This is a genomic window from Hymenobacter bucti (genome assembly GCF_042681145.1).
In the GTDB taxonomy this organism is placed as follows: Bacteria; Bacteroidota; Bacteroidia; order Cytophagales; family Hymenobacteraceae; genus Hymenobacter; species Hymenobacter bucti.
In genome coordinates this window covers 712879-731194 of record NZ_JBHUFD010000005.1, presented here as the reverse complement: position 1 = coordinate 731194, position 18316 = coordinate 712879, and the positions used below count along the sequence as shown (strand labels likewise).

The following is an 18316-nucleotide window of genomic DNA, read 5'->3' as shown; positions in this document are numbered from 1 at the left end:
TTCCTAGTCTAAAGTTTTTTTAATTACTGATTCACCAGCTCGCGGTCGGGCACGCTCTGGTCGCGCAGCGTGGCCGTGCCGCGCTCCCGGCGCGTGATGCGGGAGTAAAGGCTGATTTCCTGGTCGAACAGGAATTGGAAAAATAGCTTGGTGTAGCTGCGGTGCGCCAGCAGCGGCTCGTAGAACTCGGGCGCCACTTGCTTGAGCTTAGGCAGGTTATTCCACGGAATGCTGGGCATGTCGTGGTGCTCGTTGTGAAAGCCCACGTTGAGGTTGATACCGTTGAGGCGGCCATAGTAGGAGTACGTTTCCTGCTCGGGGCTCAGAGTGAGGTAGTGCTCCTGAATCCAGCGTGCGCCCAGCGGGTGCAGCCCCACCGAAAACCAAAAGCTCAGAAACAGGTACCCTAGGGCCGCCCAGCCCAGAAAGTAGACTACGGCCGCATCGAAGGCCAGCTGGGCCACGATGTTGGCCACCACGTAGCGGTCGATGGTGGCTACCTCGCGGCAGCGCAGCGTGCGAATGAGCTGGAACACCGGAAAGAAAAACAGCCACACGGCCTTGCCTAGGCTATAGTTTTTGATGAGCTTAGCCTCGTACCAGTCGGGCAAGTCAGCATCCAGCTCGTGCACGCCCTGGAAGACGTGGTGCTTGATGTGAAAATTCTTGAAGCTGATGGCCGTTGGAAACACCGACGGGAAGTTGGCCAGAATACCAGTCACCACGTTGGCCCGCAGGGTGCGAAAAACGAGGTTGTGCGCTGCCTCGTGAATGACCACAAACAGCGTGTGCGAGAAAAAAGCCCCTACCAGGTAGGCCACCAGCACCGACCAGTACCACGCCTGGTGGCGCAGCAGGGCGGCGAGGCCCACCTGGGCCACCACGCAGCCCAGCCCAATCCAGAAGGTGGCCGGCGTGCGCGTCATGAGTTGCTTTACCTCGGGGTGCGCGCGAATAATCTGGCGGGTGCGTACGCGGTGGGGTTCCGCCGCCGCTGTAAGAGTAAAAGAATTGGGGGCAGCCATAAAAGGAAAAAGATAATAATCGACCCGTAAGCCGCTAGGTAAGCCGAGTAAAGCTACGCCCGGCCGCACGGAGTTTGGCTGGGCGTAATGCGGGCGTGAGACTGGCTATTCGAGCTGATAGAAATTTTTTCAGCTTGAAAATGAAGCGCAAACGTGCGATGCCGCATCTTTTTTAGGGCTTGTACTTGCATTGCTGGCCCTTTTGCCTACCTTTGTATCACCATTCGCAGCAACAGCAGCGAACACCTCAAGCGAGAGTAGCTCAGTTGGTAGAGCGCGACCTTGCCAAGGTCGAGGTCGCGAGTTCGAACCTCGTCTCCCGCTCCAAAGTATTAGACGCCACCCTAGGGTGGCGTTTTTGCGTTTATACCACTTATGGCCGCTACCCGCAAATGCCTGACTACGGACGAAGAATTTCGGCAGGCAGTGGTCGAAAGCCTATCGGTGCGGCAGGTGCTAGTGTGCATCGGGCTGGTGCCGGCCGGGGGCAACTACAAGACGGTGCAGAACCGCATCAAGCTGCTGAGACTCGATACCATTCATTTCACAGGGGCCGCTTGGAATGTGGGGGCTCGATACAAGGCATTTGGTCGCAAGGCCACGCTGGAGGAAATACTGATTGAAAATTCAGCTTACGCCTTCACACATGGGCTGCGGGGCCGTTTGCTTAAAGAAGGCCGGAAGCAGCACCGATGCGAGCATTGTGGGTTGGCCGAGTGGTGCGGGCAGTCCATTCCCTTAGAGCTTCATCACATCAATGGTGTTAATAATGACCATAGAATTGCTAACTTGCACTTGCTTTGCCCAAATTGCCACGCTCAAACCAAGAATTATAGAGGCAAAAACCAGCAAAAGCGCTAGGCCGGAGTGGTGGAATGGTATACACGAGTGACTTAAACTCACTTGCTTTCACGGGCTTACGGGTTCGAGTCCCGTCTCTGGTACAAAAAGCCTCGTTTCTGTAGCAGAAACGAGGCTTTTTATTGGATTGCCGCCTAGCGCACTACGCGGACTTGGCTCGGGGTTATCTGGGGGCTGGGATGTAGCTGGGCGTGAAAAGCTGTCAGTTCGATAGCGATAACCCGCAATACCAGCTAGGCTAGGTAGCCCGCCGGGGGCTAAAACGAGCGTGGTACTGCTCCTAGATGCCCACGCAGGCTAGGCCAGCAGACCGAGTGCTTTGAGCACGCGCGGCCGGTCCGAGAGGTCGCCCACCAGCCGCCGGACCAGGCCCGGCCGCTTCTTGATGAGGCAGGGTAAGCCTAGGAGCTCCTCTGCCACAGCCCGGGCGGGGTGCTGCTGCGCGTCTACTACCTGCAAGGAATAACGCCCGCTCAGGTGCTCGCTGCAGATAGCCTGGATGTTGCGTTGCGCCGCCAGCGACGTGGCACTGCTGCCAGCCACGAAGAGATAGAGGTCGTACTCAGGCTCGGAAGGTAAGGGTGACATAGAAACGGGACGCTACTGCGAGCTGACTAAACGCTGGGTTTCGTCCTTGATTAAAAAAGCATGCCACTGCGTGGCCTAGGGCTACTCTAGGCCACAGCCACCGTGCCGTGGCTCGTAAAGCTACGGCAGCTACGCTGCCACCTGCAGCAGCGGCTCCAGCACGGCCCACACGTTGGCGGCGAGCAGGCGCTGGCCGGCGGCGTTGGGGTGCACGCGGTCGGCTAGGTTAAGCTGCGGGCGACCAAGCACGCCCGCCAGCAGCGACGGGATAAACGCCACTCCTTCGGCCTCGGCCAGCGTGCGAAACAGGCTGCTAAACTCCGTGGCGTAGTGCGCCAGGCCCGGCACGCCCAGCGGCCCTAGGTCAAACGGAAACTCGAGACCCGCCAGCATTAGCTGCGCCTGCGGAAATTGCCGCCGCACCTCGGCCAAGATGTAGCGCAGGTTGGCCACCGTGTCGCGCACTGCAATGCCGCGCAGGCCATCATTGGCCCCCAGGGCCAGCACAAAAATATCGGGCGCCTGCCTGGCCAGCACGCTGGCCAGGCGCTGCCGGCCCCCGGCGCTGGTTTCGCCGCTCACGCCGTAGTTGAGGGCGCGGTAGGCGAGGCCGGCCGCGTCGAGTTTTTCCTGGATGCGTGCCGGAAAGCTGTCGGCCGCCGACAAGCCGTAGCCCGCCGTGAGGCTATCGCCAAAGAAAATAATATTTTTCATCTATATAAATAGTCGCGCTGCCCAGCCCCAAAGGCCCGCAGCGCAAAGCCCAAAGAAATAGCTAGCCCCAATAGCTCTGCTGCCAGGAGTGCCCGCGTGCGCAGGCCCCGGATATACTACAAAAAAGCGCGACGGAAAATTTCTTGTGACGCTTGCGGACGGGTAATGTATAAGCCCCTAAGTAGCTGGCTACTCAGGGGCTTAGGTGTCTTGTAAGCAAGAAGAGTGTTCTCTAGGAATTGAGCAGCCCCAGCACGAAGAAAAAGAGCAGCTGCACCAGGTACACCAGCGGCACTAGCGGGTTGCGCTTGAGGAAGGTGCTGCGCTGAAAAAGCAACTGCAACACCAGCGAGAGCAGAAACCAGTCGCGAAAGTTGCGTAGCGGAATCACGTTGCCGGTCCAGTGCCAGAAGTCGTAGCGGCTGGCCACCGGCTCTAGGCACAGGTCGAAACCCACCATAAGGGCTGCTCCTACCAGCACCCGAAAGAGCAGCGGCAGTGGCAGGTATGAGGTGAGCATGCCCGCGCAGTACGTAACCACGACCCAGTTGAGGCCAATCAGCCACGGCACCTCCACGTACTTGGGCCCTAGGGTGGCGCCGTAGGTGTAGCTGCCAAAAATGGCCCCGGTATGGACGCCCACAAACTCGGCGGTGAACCCCAGCAGGAACGTTTGCAGCACAAACAGCCAGAACGACCAGTTACGCTCGGGCTGAAAGGCCAGCAGCAGCCCCGCCGTGAGCAGTAGCGTGAGCGGCGTGTATTTGAGGTAGAAGGATTTATCCTGACTAAATGCCAGCCCCACGAAGCCCGTGAGGTGGAACAGCAAAACCAGCCCTTGCGCCACGCGCAGCCGCGAGGTAGGCGCGGCCAAAGGCGCAGATGAATTCGAAAACTCCATAAAATGCGGAGTTTTGAGTGCTAAGCTTAGTTTTTGAGTGGCTGTTTGGCTAACTCAAAATTCTAAGCGCAGCACTCAAAACTTAATTATCAATAAGTTCGGCGACTATCTTAGCCGAAAGTAAACACAGTGGGATGCCGCCACCCGGGTGTACCGAGCCGCCGCAAAAGTACAGCCCCGGCAGCCGGCCCGAGAAGTTGGGGTGCCGTAAAAAAGCTGCCAGCGCATTGTTGCTGGAACTGCCGTAGAGCGCGCCCCCAAACGACGAGGTGTCGGCCGCGATACCGGGCGGCGTCCAGACTTTCTCGGCTTTAATGAGCAGCTCTAGGTCAACGCCCAGGGCTTGGCTGAGCTTAGCCAGCACCACGCGGCGGGTTTTGGCGGCGAGGGTGGCCCAGTCCTGGCCTTCATCGTGGGGCACGTTCACCATCACAAACCAGTTTTCGTGGCCCGCGGGGGCGTCGGTGGGCGTTTTTTTACTCGTGATGTTGACGTACACCGTCACATCGTCGGCCACGGTTTTCTCTTGAAAAATGGCGTCGAACTCGCGCTTGTAGTCGGCCGAGAAGAAGATGTTGTGCAAGTCCAGCTCAGCAAACTCGCGGGCCACGCCCCAATAAAAAATGAGCGCCGACGACGAGCGCGGCTGCCCTAGGGTGCGCTCGGGCGCGGGCTGCTGCGGCAAGAGCTGGCGGTAGGTGGGCACCACATCCATGTTGCTCACCACCAGCCCAAAGTCGTAAATATCCTGGTCGGTGCGCACGCCCGTGACGAGGTTGCCGGCCGTCAGAATCTCGCGCACCGGCTCGTTGAAGCGGAATTTCACCCCAAATTCCTCGGCCAGCCGGTGCAGGCTTTGGGCAATGGCGTAGATGCCGCCCTCCGGGTAAAACGCCCCGATGCCGTGCTCCAGGTGCGGAATGAGCGAGAGCGTGGCCGGCGCCTGATACGGGTCGGAGCCGTTGTACGTGGCGTAGCGGTCGAATAATTGCACTAGGCGCGGGTCGTTGGCAAATGCCTTTTCGTGGCGCGCGTGCATGGTGCCCGTGAGACCTAGGGAAGGCAGAGCGGCCACCGCCTTCAGCGTTTCGGGGCTGAAATAGGTGCCGGCCTTGTGCAGCGACTTGTGCAAAAACGTGCCCGCCGTGGCGTCGTAAGCCTTGCCACTACGACCTAGGAACTGGGTGACCGCTGCCGCCGGAGTGCCTAGCTTTTGCTCGACTTCGGCGGCGAACCGCTGGCTGTCGGCCCAGGCCGCGAGCCGCGTGCCATCGGCAAAAAAGTAGTTGGTAATCGGGTCGAGCCGCTCGTAGCGGAAGTAGTCGCTCGGTTCGCGGTGGGCCAGCCGGAAAACGTCATCCACCAGCTGCGGCAGCGTAAACAGCGACGGCCCCGCGTCGAAGCGGTAGCCGCCGGGCAAGTCAAACTGGTGCATCTTGCCCCCAAACGAACCGCTGACCTCAAATACCGTGACCGGATGCCCCGCCACCGCCAGCCGCGCCGCCGCCGCCAGCCCCGCCACGCCCGCGCCAATAACGGCCACGGGCTGGCGCGAAGGCGGTGATTTTTGTTTTTTAGTAAACATCAAGCTACTAACCAGCTTGGCTAAGGTAGAAGTTTAGAAGTGCGCCGACTTTGCAACTTCGCGCGCAAATACGTTCGGCCCCGTATGCTCGCTCGCGGACTCGCAGGGTCCACGCTGCTACTCCACCGCCAGCACCAAACCCTTCAAATATGCGCCCTCCGGGTGAAATAAGCTCACCGGATGGTCGGCGGGCTGCGTTAGCCGGTGCAGGATGCGCGCCGGCCGCCCAGCCTCAATGGCGGCGGCCAATACTGCACCTTCAAACAATTCGGGGCTAACGACTTGCGAGCATGAGAAGGTGAATAGCAGCCCACCCGGCGCCAGATGCGCGATGCCCGACGCATTAAGGCGCTTGTAGCCCATGAGGGCGGCGTGGCGGGCACCCATGTGCTTGGCAAAGGCGGGCGGGTCGAGCACGAGCAAGTCGTACTCGGCCGAGTGGTTTTTGAGAAAGCTGAGCACGTCCTCGGGGTAGGCGGCGTGGCGCTCGGCGTGGCTGGATAGCTCGGCGTTGCGCTCGGTGAGGGCGATGGCTTTTTTGCTGCTATCGACAGAGTGTACCAGTTCGGCGCCCGCTTCGAGGGCGTAGACCGAAAAGCCGCCGGTGTAGCAGAAGGTATTGAGCACGCGGCGGCCGGGCGAGTAGCGGGCCAGCAGGGCGCGATTGTCGCGTTGGTCGATGAAAAAGCCGGTTTTCTGACCCGTTTCCCAATCCACGGCAAACTGGTGGCCGTTTTCGTGTACGATGTGCTCGGCGCCGGTGCTTTCGCCGAAGAGGTAGCCGTTTTTGGCGTCGGCTACGGCGTTGCCGGGCACGGTTTCCGAGCTCTTGTCGTAGATGGAGCGTAGCTTATCGCCAAAGACAACTTGCAGGGCGCTAGCTATTTCGGGGCGAGCGCGGTACATGCCCACGCTGTGCGCCTGCACCACGGCCACGTCGCCATACACGTCGATGATGAGGCCCGGCAGGCCGTCGCCCTCGGCGTGCACGAGGCGGAAAACGTTGGTGTCGGCCGTGCCCGTGAGGGCCAGGCGTTGGCGCAGGGCGTAGGCGTTGGCCAGCTTCTTCACCCAAAAATCGGGGGTAGGGAGCTCGGCCGCCGGCCCAAAATCCAGCATCCGCACCGCGATGGAACCGCCGCCGGAGTAATGGCCCACGCCCAGCACTTCGCCCGCCTGGGTTTCGACGCGCACGGCCTCGCCTTCCGTGGGCTCGCCCTGCATGCGGGCAATGGCACCCGAAAATACCCAGGGGTGGCGGCGGCGCAGGGAGTGGTCTTTTCCGTTTTTGAGGACGATGGTGGCGGGCATACAGAAGTCGCTTATTGGGGTACGTAACTACAAAGGTCGCCCGTCATGGCGAGCACAGCGAAGTAATCGCATTAAAACGAGCCAGCCTAGGGTCCGTTCAGGTGCGATTGTTTCGCTACGCTTGCCATGACGGATGCGCTGGCTCGTCCGGTCCTCCGCCACGGACGCAACCTTTTTCAACGGGGAGTGCTTTACTTTTGGCGTACCGCACTTGCGCCAGCATTCCTGCTCGCCCTGTGGCAGCTGCTTTTTTTCGGCTGGCCGCTGAGCTCACTACCGCGCAGCTCTTTAGTGGACAGTGCCCTAGGTAGGCAGTTCTTCCTGCCGTAGCGATTCGCAGAGGTGAGGCGCAAGCTATACGCAGCGCCCGGTATAAACCGCTGTTTCTAACGGCTGGCCGGCTCGCGCCGGCTGGGTAGTTTCTCCTTTACTTTCTGCGCTAATCCTTCTCTTACCCCATGCCTGTTTCTGCTGAAATTGCCCGCCGCCGCACCTTCGCCATCATTTCCCACCCCGACGCGGGCAAAACCACGCTGACCGAGAAGTTCCTGCTTTTTGGCGGGGCCATCCAAACGGCCGGGGCCGTGAAGTCGAACAAGGCCCAAAAGACCGCCACCTCCGACTTTATGGAGATTGAGCGGCAGCGCGGCATTTCGGTGGCTACTTCGGTCATGGGCTTTGATTACCAGGACTACCGCGTCACCATCCTTGACACGCCCGGCCACCGCGACTTTGCCGAGGACACTTACCGCACGCTTTCGGCCGTGGACAGCGTGATTCTGGTGGTGGACAGCGTGAAGGGCGTGGAGGCCCAGACCCGCCGCCTGATGGAGGTGTGCCGCCTGCGCAACACGCCGGTGATGATATTCGTCAACAAGCTCGACCGCGACGGTAAGCCGCCCTTCGACTTGCTCGATGAGTTGGAAGAAACCCTGAAAATCCGGGTGCGGCCCCTGACGTGGCCCATCAACCAGGGCCGCAGCTTCCAGGGCGTGTATAACTTGTATAGCAAGGAGTTGAATCTATTTCGGCCTACCAAAACCACGCGGGCCGAGCACGTAGTAGCCGTGCGCGACCTGCACGCGCCCGAGCTAGACGCGCACCTGCCGGCCGCCGATGTGCGCCAGCTGCGCGACGACGTGGAGCTGGTGGAGGGCATCTACGACCCGCTCGACGAGGCCGCCTACCGCCGCGGGGCGCTGGCGCCCGTGTTCTTTGGCAGCGCCAGCAACAATTTTGGGGTGCAGGAGCTGCTCGATACGTTCGTGGCCTTAGCGCCGGCTCCCATCGGGCAGCCGGCGGTGTCGCGCTTCGTGCGGGCCGAAGAGCCGGCTTTCACGGGCTTCGTGTTTAAGATTCACGCCAACCTAGACCCGCGCCACCGCGACCGGATTGCCTTCGTGCGCATCGTGTCGGGGCGCTTCGAGCGCCACGCGTTTTACCTGCACACGCGGCTGGGCCGCAAGCTGCGTTTCGCCAACCCCACCACCTTCTTGGCCAACGACAAGAGCGTGGTGGACGAGGCCTGGCCCGGCGACATTGTGGGCCTCTACGACAGCGGCCAATTTGCCATCGGCGACACGCTCACCGAGGGCGAGCCGCTGGTGTTCCAAGGCATTCCGCGCTTCGCGCCTGAGATTTTGCGCGAGGTGGTGAACCTAGACCCTATGAAAACCAAGCAGCTCGATAAAGGCATCCGCGAGCTAACGGAAGAAGGCGTGGCCCAGCTGTTTACGCAGCAGCCGGGTAACCGCAAAATCATTGGCACGGTGGGCGAGCTACAGTTCGACGTGCTGGCCTTCCGCCTGGAGCACGAGTACGGGGCGCGCTGCTCGTTTCGGCCGCTGTCCATCTACAAAGCCTACTGGCTGGAAGCCGAAAGCCCCACCGAGCTACGAGATTTTGTGGCCCGGCGCACCAACAGCATCGCCTATGACCGGGACCAGCGCCCGGTGCTGCTGGCCGACAGCCAATGGACGGTCAACGCCCTGAAACAAAACTACCCGGCCCTCAATTTTCTCGCCTGGAACGAGCCGCAGGAACAGCTGCAACAGCTGGCTTCTTTATAAGAGCGTGGCGAGCACCTGCTGGGTACGTTGCGACGGTGCACCTAGGTGAGAAAAGGCGCCTTATGATAGGCGGCTTGCCATCGTAGGCGGCTGCTTTTGATGCATTGAGTGCGCATTTGAGCCACTAGGTAGTCTCGTACCGAGCGCTGCAACAGCCACCATACCTCGCTGGGCTGCTCCTGGGCCAATTACTTACGCATTAGATTGAGAAAACATACCCCGCTTGTGCGGCAAAACGCTCGGCCGCAGGTGCTCCTGCGTTTGCTGCTTGCGCCTCCGTACCGGCCAGCTGCGTGAGCTTGACGCGCACTTGCTCAGCGCTACCAAATTGAAAGCCAATTTGCGAGGGGTAGGCTTGCGAAGCAGCTACTTTGGCCGCCAGCGCCGCCTCGCTTAGTGGGAGCGCCACCTCGGCGAGGCCGGCGGGTAGCTCTGGGGCAGGCAGCGCAGCGGGCTGCCGGATGATGTAGGGCGTATCGCGGTACCAAAGCACCGGTACCGTGGGCGGCACTACGGCCCGCACCGCATGCATTACCTGCCGGTGGTCGACGTGCAGGCCTAGGCCCTGCGGGGCAAAAACTAGCTGCGGCGAGGTTTCAGCTACTGCGGTGGCCAGCAACGCTGTTAGCGCCGGGCCGATATCGTCGGCGGGTAGTAAATCGGCAAACAGCGCGGCGGGGCTGTGGTAGCCGCGGTGCGGGGCTTCGGGCAGGTCGAGCCAGCGCACGGTGGCGGCGCCTAGGTATTGGGCGGCGGCGGTGTCTTCGGCCCGGCGCAGGGCCAGGTAATCAATTTCCGGCCCTAGGCCCTTGTCAGTCTGGCAGGCCAGGGCAAAGCCCGTCGGGTGGGGCACCGAGCGCGTGAATACCGTGAGCAGCACGCACTGCCAGCCAGCTTGCGCGAGCGTGGCAAACGTGCCCCCGCAGGAAAAAGCCACATCATCGAGGTGCGGCGAAACGAATAGGGCAACGGGCATGAAATAAGGGTTTTAAGCGAGTCAAGGGGCTTGGCGCGAGAAGAGAGTTGCCTACAGCAAATGCGGCGCATCGCGGTAACGGCAGGGCTCCGGCGCGGCCAGGTCCTCGGCCCAATCCAAGTCCGGCGCGGTGCCGGCCAGCTGCTGGTAGATGCCATCAATCTGGCGGCCGATGATGGGCCAGGCGTAGGTAGTGCGCACCTCGCGCAGGGCGGTTTCGGCGAGGCGGGCGCGCAGTGTCTCGTCGTCGAGGATGCGACATAGGGCGGTGGTGAGGGCGGGCACGTCGCCGGGCGGCATCAGCAGGCCGTTGTCGTCGTGGCGCAGGCAATCGACCACGCCCACGGCCTCGGCGGCCACGCAGGGCAGGCCGCTGGCCATGGCTTCGAGGATGGTATTAGAAAAACCTTCGGCGTAGGTCGGCGACACGAAGATGTCGGCCCGGTGGTATACCTGCGGCACGTCGTCGTATTCGACGTAGCCGGCCAGCTCGACTTGCGCGCGCCAGGGCGCTACGGCCACGCGGCGGCGCACTTCCTCCAGGTCGGGGCCGATGCCAGAGATGAGCAGGCGCAGCGCCGGACGGGCGGGGGCGAGTTGGGCAAAGGCATCGAGCAAATCGAGCACGCCCTTGCGCCGGTCTACGCGGCCGTGGTAGAGCAGCGTGGGGTGGGCAGCGTTGGCCCACTGCCCCGGCTGCCAGCCAGCGCGGGGCTGAAAGCGGCTCACCTCCACGGCGCCGGGCACGATGGTGAAACGCGCTGGGTCGGTGCCGTGGTGGTCGACAACTTCCTGCGCAAAACTTTGGCAGCCAATGAGTACGGCGCCCGCGTGGTCAAGTACCATGCGAATGGCGCGCTGGTGCGTGCCGCAGCAATCGACCCCCACCCAGTGCCCGTCGCCTCCTTGGATGCTGACCACGTTGGGGATACCTAGGCGGCGGCTCAGCCGCAGCGCGGCCAGGCCGGGCGGGTAGCCGTACTGAGCGTGCAGCAGGTCGAAGGGCTGCTCGGCGTGCAGGCGCTCCACGGTCTCGATAATGGTTTGAATATCATCCTCAAACCGGCCGCCGTTTTGCTCGCCGTGCGCTTCCAGGCCCACTACGCGCACGCCCGGCACCGGCGGCGGCGGGCCGCCGCCGTACACGCCGCGCCCCAGGGCATCGCCCCGGTACTGCGACACCATCGTGACGTCGTGACCTAGGGCAACTAGCTCACGCAGTAGGTTTTGCGCGTACACGCTCATGCCTGAAATGGCCGGGAAGTAGCGCCGGGAAATAAAGCAGACTCTCATGCGGGTAGTAGTTGGCGCTCGGCCTGGCGCAGGTAGGCCAGGGATTGCGGTATCATTAGGTGGGCGCGGGGCGACTCGCGCGACATTTCGACGCAAACCAGCCCCGAAAAGCGGATAGCGTGCAATGCTTGTAGCACGGTCGGCACGTCCATATCACCCTCACCAAAAGGCAGGTGCTCATGGACGCCGCGGCGCATGTCCTCTAGCGCTACCGTGCCGATTTGCGCAGCAAACTCGCGCACGGCCGCAGCCGGCTCGCGCTCGCCCGTTACGAGTAGGTGGCCGGTATCGAGGGCCAGGCGCAGGCTGGGCACCGCGGCTTGCACACGTAGGTAGTCGTCCACGGTTTCGACAAGCATGCCCGGCTCGGGCTCCAAGGAGGCGATTACGCCGCGCTCGCGGGCGGCAGCTTCTACCTGGTGCACGCCTTCGAGCAACCAGTCCCAGGCCTGAGGTTTTTCCACGCCCGGTTGCGGCACGCCGGCCCAAAATGACACCGTTTCGCCCTGGCAGGCGGCGCACACGTCGAGGCAGCGGGTGAGGAATTCTACCCGCCGCGCCCGGCCAGTGGCGCTGGGCGCGAGCAGCGTCGGCTCATGCTTTTGGCGTGGGTCGAGTAGGTAGCGGGCACCAGTTTCGATAACCAGCCCTAGGTTCAGCTCGCGCAGCTGATTAGCCAAACGCGTGTTGCGGCCCGTAAAATCGGGGGCAAACGGGTCGTGGTGGTGGTGGTCGATAGTGAGGGCCACGCCGTCGTAGCCCGCTTCGGCGATGAGTAGCAGCGCATCATCAAGGCGGTGGTTGCTGGCACCATTGGTATTGTATGCGTAGCGCAGCCGGGGGGCAGCCACGGATGCGTCGGGCAGCGAATTAGACATGGGTGGTGGGGGTAGGGGCCGCTTCGGAGTCGCTGAAATAATACACGTGGCGCTCGGGCTCGCGGTAGAGGGCGTATAGCTCGCCTACTTGTTCGCGGGCCAGCTGCGTGTTAAACCAGGCCGGCCCACCTAGGGTGGCTTCGTCAGCAGCGGGCAGGGGCACGCGCTGGGCACCGGGCGGCGGCGTGCCCAGGCCCACCAGCGGGCTCTGCCGGGCCAGTAGCTTGGTGAGGTTGCGGCGGCCGATGCGGTCGTAGGTCATGGTTTCTACTTCCAGCTCGGGCACGATGGCTTTGAGGGTGCGCACCGGGCTATCGGGGTTGGTAAACTCCACGTAGTAAATGGATAAGCCTGCCGCCGCCAGGCGCTCGTGCACCACGCGCAGCAAGTCGGCAGGGGTAGCTAGGGAGTTGAGCGGCACGGTGGGTAGCTCCGAAAACTTCACCGTGTGCTGCACGCTGAAGATGGAATTTTCAAGCCGCGCAAACAGCTCGGCCGGGCTCAACGCCAGCCACTGGCGCATGGCCTCGGCGGCGCGGGGCTCCTGGTGGGCCAGCACGGGCGGGTCGTGCCGCACTTTGGCTAGGTAGCCGGGCGCCACGGTTTCGAGCCACGCCATATCGCCGTGCTCGAAGCGTTTGCGCACGCGGCTGGAGGCGTACTCGCGCAGGGCTTTGGCCAGGGCTACTTCGCGGTCGGGGTGGGCCGCCTCGCCGCAGCCGGTGAGCATCAGTGCGTGCGGCACTTTATTGATATCACGCTCGTAGCCAACTACGTACAGGCTGGTGATGCCGAAGTCAGTCGAAGCCAGCTTCACCTGAATTTCCAGCCCGGCTTCGTCGTACTGGCGCAGCAGCTCGCGGGTGGCGGGGTCCTGCACGTCGTCCAGCTCGATGCGCACGCCCTGGTCGAGGGCGCGGTAGCTGATGGCGTTGCCATCGCGTTGCAACAGTTCCAGTAGGCCGTGCGAGAGGGCGCGCTCCAGCGACTCGCCCGCGCCCATGCCGTTGGTGATGGGCGTGTAGAGCCAGTCGTGCTGCTCTTGCCCGTGCCAGTCGCCGGGCCAGGTGGCCGCCGTTTCGATGGGTACCCAGATGGTTTCGTTGGCTGGGTAGGTGTGCGCCTGCGTCCAGACCAGCTCGGTATCGGGCGTGTAGGCCGTGCCGGCCGGCAGCCGGTCGCGCAGCGGGTCGAGGCAGGCTACCCCTTCAGCTTGCAGCTGCCGGTAGGAAGCGCGGCGGCGCGGCATCTGGGTGAGGTACAAATTCACGAAGGTTTCCTCCGTGATTTCGCCATAGGCCCCAACCCGCGCCAGCCCATCGGTAGCGCCGTAGCCGGTGCCGGTGCTCATGCCACCGGGCAGCCACTGGGCCAGGCTCCACACGGGCACGCCTAGGTAGTCGAGGCTAGTGAGCGGAATCTCGTACACTGGCTCGGTGGGCAGGGCACTTTTATAGAGGGCTACGGGGGCGGGGTCGGGTAGCGATTGGGACATGATAGAAGAAGTTATTGGCAAAAAATCGGCGAACGGCCGGCCAGCTAGCTGCGCGGCAAATAGCTGCTGGGCAGCCGCTTTACCACCGCTGGCCACGGGCTCCCAGGGTGTGAGCACGCCGTCAAAATCCAGCGGCAGCAGCACGGCCTGGTAGTGGCGCACGTCGCCGTGAGAGAGGGGAATGTGGGCGTCGTAGGCGCGGTGGGTACTGATGTGGGTAGCGTGGCCTTGGGCGTCGAGCTTGAACTTGAGCGCATCGCCGCAGCACAGCAGGCGGCGGGCGGACAGATGCAGCACAGCGTGGCCCGGCGTGTGGCGGCCGGTGTGGTAGAGCACGGCCCTAGGGTGCAATTCAGCGCGGTCTTCGTAGGGCCAGCTCACCCGAAACGCCTGGCAAAAAGGCAATTCATCCTGCTGCATCACTACCTCGGGCGTGAAGGCCTCCACTAGCTGCCATAGCGCCCCAAATACGTGGCAGTGCGAAGCTGACAAGTAGCGAATACCGCCCAGCGAGCGGATAAAATCTAGCGCCGCCGCATCGTAGTAGCCAGCACCCTCGAAGGCCACGTTGCCGTGCTCAGCGTCTACAATCAGGTAGCCACGCGGCCCGATACCCACCTGCGGCTCGTTCCAAAACTGCCAGATGCCGGGCAGCACTTCGGCCCACTGCGTAGTGAGCCGCGCGCCCACCTCGGCCGGCGTGCTAAACTGCCAGCCGGCCGGCGGTAGCGGGTGGCGGTAGTCGCGGCACACCGGGCAGTCGGGCGGGCCCGGCGCGAAGTATTGCTGCCAGAAGCCGCAGTTTTCGCAAACGTAGTGAGGCATTTAAGGGGAGTTTAGGGAAATACTCGTTCTAAATCAAGAAAAGATAAAAACGAGTCATGCTGGACACAGTGAAGCATCTCTACCGCTTCGTTGAATGGCTCAGATGAAGCGGTAGAGATGCTTCACTGTGTTCAGCATGACTCGTTCTTACAAGTCTTTGTAATTTAGGAACGAGTCTAAAACGTAGCGTCCACGCTACGAGCCGCCTGGTCAAGCAATCGCATGGTGTGCAGGTCGCGGGCGGGCGGGAATGGAAATGGCTGCTCACTACGCACAGCTTCGGCAAAGGCCTCCACTTGGCGCTGAAAGGGCGAGGCCTCTTTATCAAAAGCAATGTCCTCCACCGAGCCGTCGGGCCGGGTCAGGGTGAGCGAGCCGCCGGGCGTCTGGCCCATCGTGTTCGTGGCCAGCGCCCGGCCTAGGTCGCCAATCACTTCGAGGGAGCGGCGCGGGAACTGGTCGGGGCAGTTGTAGGCCACGGCCTGCGAGAGCAGTACGCCACTAGCCGTTTGGCCAATGAGCACCGCTCCGTCATCGACGGGGTAGTCGTGAATGCGCTGCTGGGTGAGGGCTGCTATGGTCGTGAGTGGCTCATCGAGCAGGGTTTGCACTAGGTCGAGGCCGTGGGGGGCGAGGTCAATCATGGCTCCGCCGCCCGCTTCTTCGGCCGAGATGCGCCAGTTTTGGTACGTGCCCTGGTCGGTGTCGGGGGCCCAATCGGCGGGCGTCCAGCAGGCGTAGTGAATACGCACGCAGGTCACGCGACCTAGGGAGCCGTCCCGAATTAATTCGCGCAAGCGCACGTGTGCCGGGTGAAAGCGCTGGTCGAAGGCCGTGGCTAGGAGCGCACCAGCTGCTTCGGCCGCACTCACCATGCCGGCCGCCTCGGTGGCGGTGCGGGCCAGGGGCTTTTCGCAGAGCACCGGCAGCCCGGCGGCGGCCAACGCCTGCGCAATGCGGGCGTGGTGGGCGTTGGGCGTGGCCACGTACACGGCCTGCAAGCCGGGCGTTTGCAGAAACTCGGCCAGGTTGGTGGTGCGCAGCAGGGTAGCATCGGCGGGCTGCACGGCGGTCAAAGCGGCCTCACTCAGGTCGCAGAGCGCGACCAGGCGGCCGTTGCCGGAGGCTGCGATGGCCGGGGCCACGTAGTCGCGCGCCACCCAGCCGCAGCCAACAATGCCCCACGATACAGCGGGTTGATTTTCGGGCATAAATGCTAAAAAGAGAGTTATCGCTCGATAGGAAGCAGCCCGGCCGCCGTGAGCACCTGCTGGTGAAACTGCTGGGTGAAGCCCGCGTGCACGATGTTTAAATCGTCCAGCGCCTGGTGCAGCCGGAAGCGGGCGCTCTGGTTGTGCCAGGCCATTTCTAATACCCGGTCGAGTACGTCGGCGGCGTGGAAGGCGCGGGCGGCCGGCGTATCCACCACGCGGGTGCGGTCGAGGGCCGCCGCTACCACTGGCTGTAAGTCAGCCGGCAGCTGCTGCATGGCCTGCTGCGTGGCCTGGGCCATCAGGCCCGGCAGATGACTACCTAGGAGCTCGTCGCCCGCGTAGCCGGGGTCGGGTAGCGCCGCATTGTGCAGGTGGTGGGCCAGACCGGTTAGAAATGCTTCGCCCGGGTCAGCCCCAAAATACGGGCTGAGCAGCACCGCATAAACGGCCACCATGGCGCAGTGGTCGGCGTGGCTTTCGGGCGGCCAGAGCATGATGCGCGGCCGGCCGGGATGGGTAGCCCCCGCCCGCGGCTGCTGCGCCAGCTGCGCCACAAACGCCGGCTGCTGGCCAGCGACCGGGCCAGCCGAAGCGCTCGCGGCCTGGGTTAGCTGCGTTACCAAATCGGTAGCCAGCGGCCGCCCGGCATCGCGCAGCGCTTGTTGCAGCACCTGGGCAGCCTCAGTTTCCGCTAGGCCCAGCGAGCCGAGTAGCGCCACATCGTAGCCGGGTAGGCGCACGCCAACTAGGGCGTGGGCCGTTTCCTGCAGCGCGACCGTGGCGGGCGCTTCGCCCGCTACCAGCGCGGCCCAGGCGCGGCCAAACAGCTGCTCGGCCAGCGAATCCGCGCGGCCGGCTACCCGCACGCGCTTCAGGTCGTTGAGCTCGCGCAGCAGCGGCAGCACCGTCGCCAGCTCAACCAGCGCCTCGGGCCTAGCCGGGGCGCTGGTATTTACAGAAGCCAGCACTAGCTAGACCGCCAAATCATCCGAGACGTCCGAAACAAACACGGGCGCCAACACGCCTTTGGCAACTTCTACCACGGGCTGCGGCTGCGGGCCTTGCACGCCAACGGCCAGCCAGTTGAGGAGCACTGCCTGCTGCTGCTCGAAGCTGTGGATGGGTACCTCGTGGGGGTGGGCCACCATCGGCGACTTGAAGAATACCCCTAGGGCCGGCGTTACGCCGCCTTCGTTGCGGCGCTTGGCCAGGTCGGCGAGGCGGGCCAGCTCCAGCGCGAGCGGGGCGGCCAGAATGGAATCGCGGCAGAGGAAGTTGACCTTGAGCTGCATTTTCTGGCCCATAAAGCCGGCTACGTCGATGTTGTCCCAGGCTTCTTTGTTGTCGCCGCGGGGCTTGTAGTAGTGGATGTGCACCACGTGGTTGTCCACTTTGTAGCCCACTATCTGGTCGAGCACCGAGCCCTTGGTCGTGATTTTCGAGGCCAGCGAGTCGGCGTGGTCCAGCGCCAGGCCGTCGCGGTTGCCCAGGATGTTGGTTGAGAACCAGCCGTCGATGTGCAGATTGCGGGCGTGCAGGGCCGGGGCTATTACGGTCTTGATAAAGGTCTGGCCGGTCTTGCCGTCCTTGCCCGATACGGGCACGCCGCGCTCCTCAGCCAAACGCAGCAAAGCCGGGGCATCGGCCGCGCACGAAGGCGTGAAGTTCACGTAAGGCACGCCTTCCAGAATGGCGGCGTAGGCGTAGAGCATGGCCGGCGGAATGTGCTCATCATCAGCCTGCACGGCGGCCTCGAAGGCCTCGGGCGTGGCAAACAGCGGCAGCGACAAGTCAGGCATGGCCTCGGTCGAAGCTAGGTTAATGACGACCACCCGGTCCAGGTTTTGCTCCTGGCGAAAGCGCTGCAAGTCCGCCCGCATAGCTTCTACCGCGGCGGCGTGCGAGGCTACTTTGAGCAAGTGCTGGCCGGTTACGTTGCGGCAAAAGCGCACGTTGCCCACGGCGGGCCACGGCTGAATGGCGCTCAGTTCAGCTTCTACATCGGCCATTTGGTGGCGCTCCAGCACGCCGTGGTGGCGGGCGGCGGCGGCTAGGTCGTCGGGGCTGAGGTCCCAGCCGCCGAACACCAGGTTTTCGTAGCGCACCAGCTGGTCGGTGAGCTGCTCGGGCAGGTTGGCCAGCGGCAGGCCGGTGGTGTCCATGGCTCCGGCGCGCAGCAGGGCCACGCCCGCCACGGCGGTGGTGGCTACCGCGCCACCTAGCCCAACAATGGCCACACCTAAACGGGTGGTTTGCTGTGACTCTGTGCTAAGCGCAGTAGAATTAGAATCCGTAGTTGAAAAATTTTCTGACATAAAAGGGGGTAAAACTGACTGGGTGGGTAAGCGATGTATTACTTGCCTATGAACAGTTTTTCAAGCGAAGTGTTTTAGCAATACTTTCTGTATAAAGCTAACAATGCTTCATTTATGATGCTGGTATCAATTCCTTAATCTCAACTAGTATGATTAGATAGTGCATAGTGCCTTGTTAGCCTGAGGCATACTGGCTTGCCCATTACAGTAGCACGAGTTAAAAACCGTAGGACGCCCTTCCTCCATTTGACCATGCCTCCGCCGAG

General features: G+C 62.8%; 15 protein-coding genes and 2 tRNA genes. 4 read left to right on the top strand and 13 right to left on the bottom strand.

Annotation, left to right across the window (positions count from 1 at the left end):
• Window positions 1-23: 23 nt before the first annotated feature.
• The gene (locus ACFSDX_RS15115) at window positions 24-1025 is read right to left on the bottom strand and encodes a fatty acid desaturase (RefSeq protein WP_382314962.1); all 1002 of its coding nucleotides are present in this window, start codon (window positions 1023-1025) and stop codon (window positions 24-26) included.
• Window positions 1026-1276: 251 nt separating this feature from the next.
• Between ACFSDX_RS15115 and ACFSDX_RS15110 the strand changes: the two genes are divergently transcribed.
• The 3 genes from ACFSDX_RS15110 to ACFSDX_RS15100 all read left to right on the top strand — a co-directional run bounded on the left by ACFSDX_RS15110 (window position 1277) and on the right by ACFSDX_RS15100 (window position 1969).
• Window positions 1277-1352, top strand: a tRNA-Gly gene (locus ACFSDX_RS15110).
• Between the two features lie 48 nt (window positions 1353-1400).
• A complete protein-coding gene (locus ACFSDX_RS15105; protein ID WP_382314960.1) occupies window positions 1401-1886 on the top strand; it encodes an HNH endonuclease in 486 nt (161 codons plus the stop codon).
• A tRNA-Leu gene (locus tag ACFSDX_RS15100) sits at window positions 1887-1969 on the top strand.
• A 214-nt stretch (window positions 1970-2183) separates the two neighbouring features.
• Here the strand turns inward: ACFSDX_RS15100 and ACFSDX_RS15095 are convergent.
• The 5 genes from ACFSDX_RS15095 to ACFSDX_RS15075 all read right to left on the bottom strand — a co-directional run bounded on the left by ACFSDX_RS15095 (window position 2184) and on the right by ACFSDX_RS15075 (window position 6985).
• Window positions 2184-2474 (bottom strand): circadian clock KaiB family protein, encoded by a 291-nt coding sequence (locus ACFSDX_RS15095; RefSeq protein ID WP_382314958.1) that lies wholly within the window; start codon window positions 2472-2474, stop codon window positions 2184-2186.
• A 129-nt stretch (window positions 2475-2603) separates the two neighbouring features.
• Window positions 2604-3188 (bottom strand): arylesterase, encoded by a 585-nt coding sequence (locus ACFSDX_RS15090; protein WP_382314956.1) that lies wholly within the window; start codon window positions 3186-3188, stop codon window positions 2604-2606.
• A gap of 232 nt (window positions 3189-3420) precedes the next feature.
• Window positions 3421-4089, bottom strand: a complete 669-nt coding sequence (locus ACFSDX_RS15085) for a carotenoid biosynthesis protein (protein ID WP_382314954.1) — start codon at window positions 4087-4089, stop codon at window positions 3421-3423.
• An 82-nt stretch (window positions 4090-4171) separates the two neighbouring features.
• Window positions 4172-5674, bottom strand: a complete 1503-nt coding sequence (gene crtD, locus ACFSDX_RS15080; protein WP_382314952.1) for a 1-hydroxycarotenoid 3,4-desaturase CrtD — start codon at window positions 5672-5674, stop codon at window positions 4172-4174.
• Window positions 5675-5791: 117 nt separating this feature from the next.
• Window positions 5792-6985: a class I SAM-dependent rRNA methyltransferase gene (locus ACFSDX_RS15075; RefSeq protein ID WP_382314950.1), complete on the bottom strand. Its 1194-nt coding sequence runs from the start codon at window positions 6983-6985 to the stop codon at window positions 5792-5794.
• Window positions 6986-7443: 458 nt separating this feature from the next.
• On the opposite strand from ACFSDX_RS15075, the gene ACFSDX_RS15070 reads away from it, so the two are divergent.
• The gene (locus tag ACFSDX_RS15070) at window positions 7444-9054 is read left to right on the top strand and encodes a peptide chain release factor 3 (protein WP_382314948.1); all 1611 of its coding nucleotides are present in this window, start codon (window positions 7444-7446) and stop codon (window positions 9052-9054) included.
• A gap of 199 nt (window positions 9055-9253) precedes the next feature.
• On the opposite strand, the gene ACFSDX_RS15065 is transcribed toward ACFSDX_RS15070, so the two are convergent.
• From ACFSDX_RS15065 to ACFSDX_RS15035, 7 genes are all read right to left on the bottom strand, one after another.
• Window positions 9254-10030: a PIG-L deacetylase family protein gene (locus tag ACFSDX_RS15065; protein ID WP_382314946.1), complete on the bottom strand. Its 777-nt coding sequence runs from the start codon at window positions 10028-10030 to the stop codon at window positions 9254-9256.
• 51 nt (window positions 10031-10081) lie between these two features.
• Window positions 10082-11323 (bottom strand): glycosyltransferase family 4 protein, encoded by a 1242-nt coding sequence (locus ACFSDX_RS15060; protein ID WP_382314945.1) that lies wholly within the window; start codon window positions 11321-11323, stop codon window positions 10082-10084.
• Entirely contained in the window at window positions 11320-12201 is an 882-nt protein-coding gene (locus tag ACFSDX_RS15055) for a sugar phosphate isomerase/epimerase family protein (RefSeq protein WP_382314943.1), read from the bottom strand. The genes ACFSDX_RS15060 and ACFSDX_RS15055 overlap by 4 nt, the downstream gene beginning before the upstream one ends.
• Window positions 12194-14521 carry a YcaO-like family protein gene (locus ACFSDX_RS15050; protein WP_382314941.1) on the bottom strand — a complete coding sequence of 776 codons (2328 nt, stop codon included), beginning with the start codon at window positions 14519-14521 and terminating at the stop codon, window positions 12194-12196. Before ACFSDX_RS15050 ends, ACFSDX_RS15055 begins: the two co-directional genes overlap by 8 nt.
• A gap of 176 nt (window positions 14522-14697) precedes the next feature.
• Window positions 14698-15732: a Gfo/Idh/MocA family protein gene (locus ACFSDX_RS15045; protein ID WP_382314939.1), complete on the bottom strand. Its 1035-nt coding sequence runs from the start codon at window positions 15730-15732 to the stop codon at window positions 14698-14700.
• A 17-nt stretch (window positions 15733-15749) separates the two neighbouring features.
• Complete coding sequence (locus ACFSDX_RS15040) at window positions 15750-16703, bottom strand: HD domain-containing protein (RefSeq protein WP_382314937.1); 954 nt, start codon at window positions 16701-16703, stop codon at window positions 15750-15752.
• Window positions 16704-16706: 3 nt separating this feature from the next.
• Window positions 16707-17972, bottom strand: a complete 1266-nt coding sequence (locus ACFSDX_RS15035) for an inositol-3-phosphate synthase (RefSeq protein WP_382314935.1) — start codon at window positions 17970-17972, stop codon at window positions 16707-16709.
• Window positions 17973-18316 lie beyond the last annotated feature (344 nt).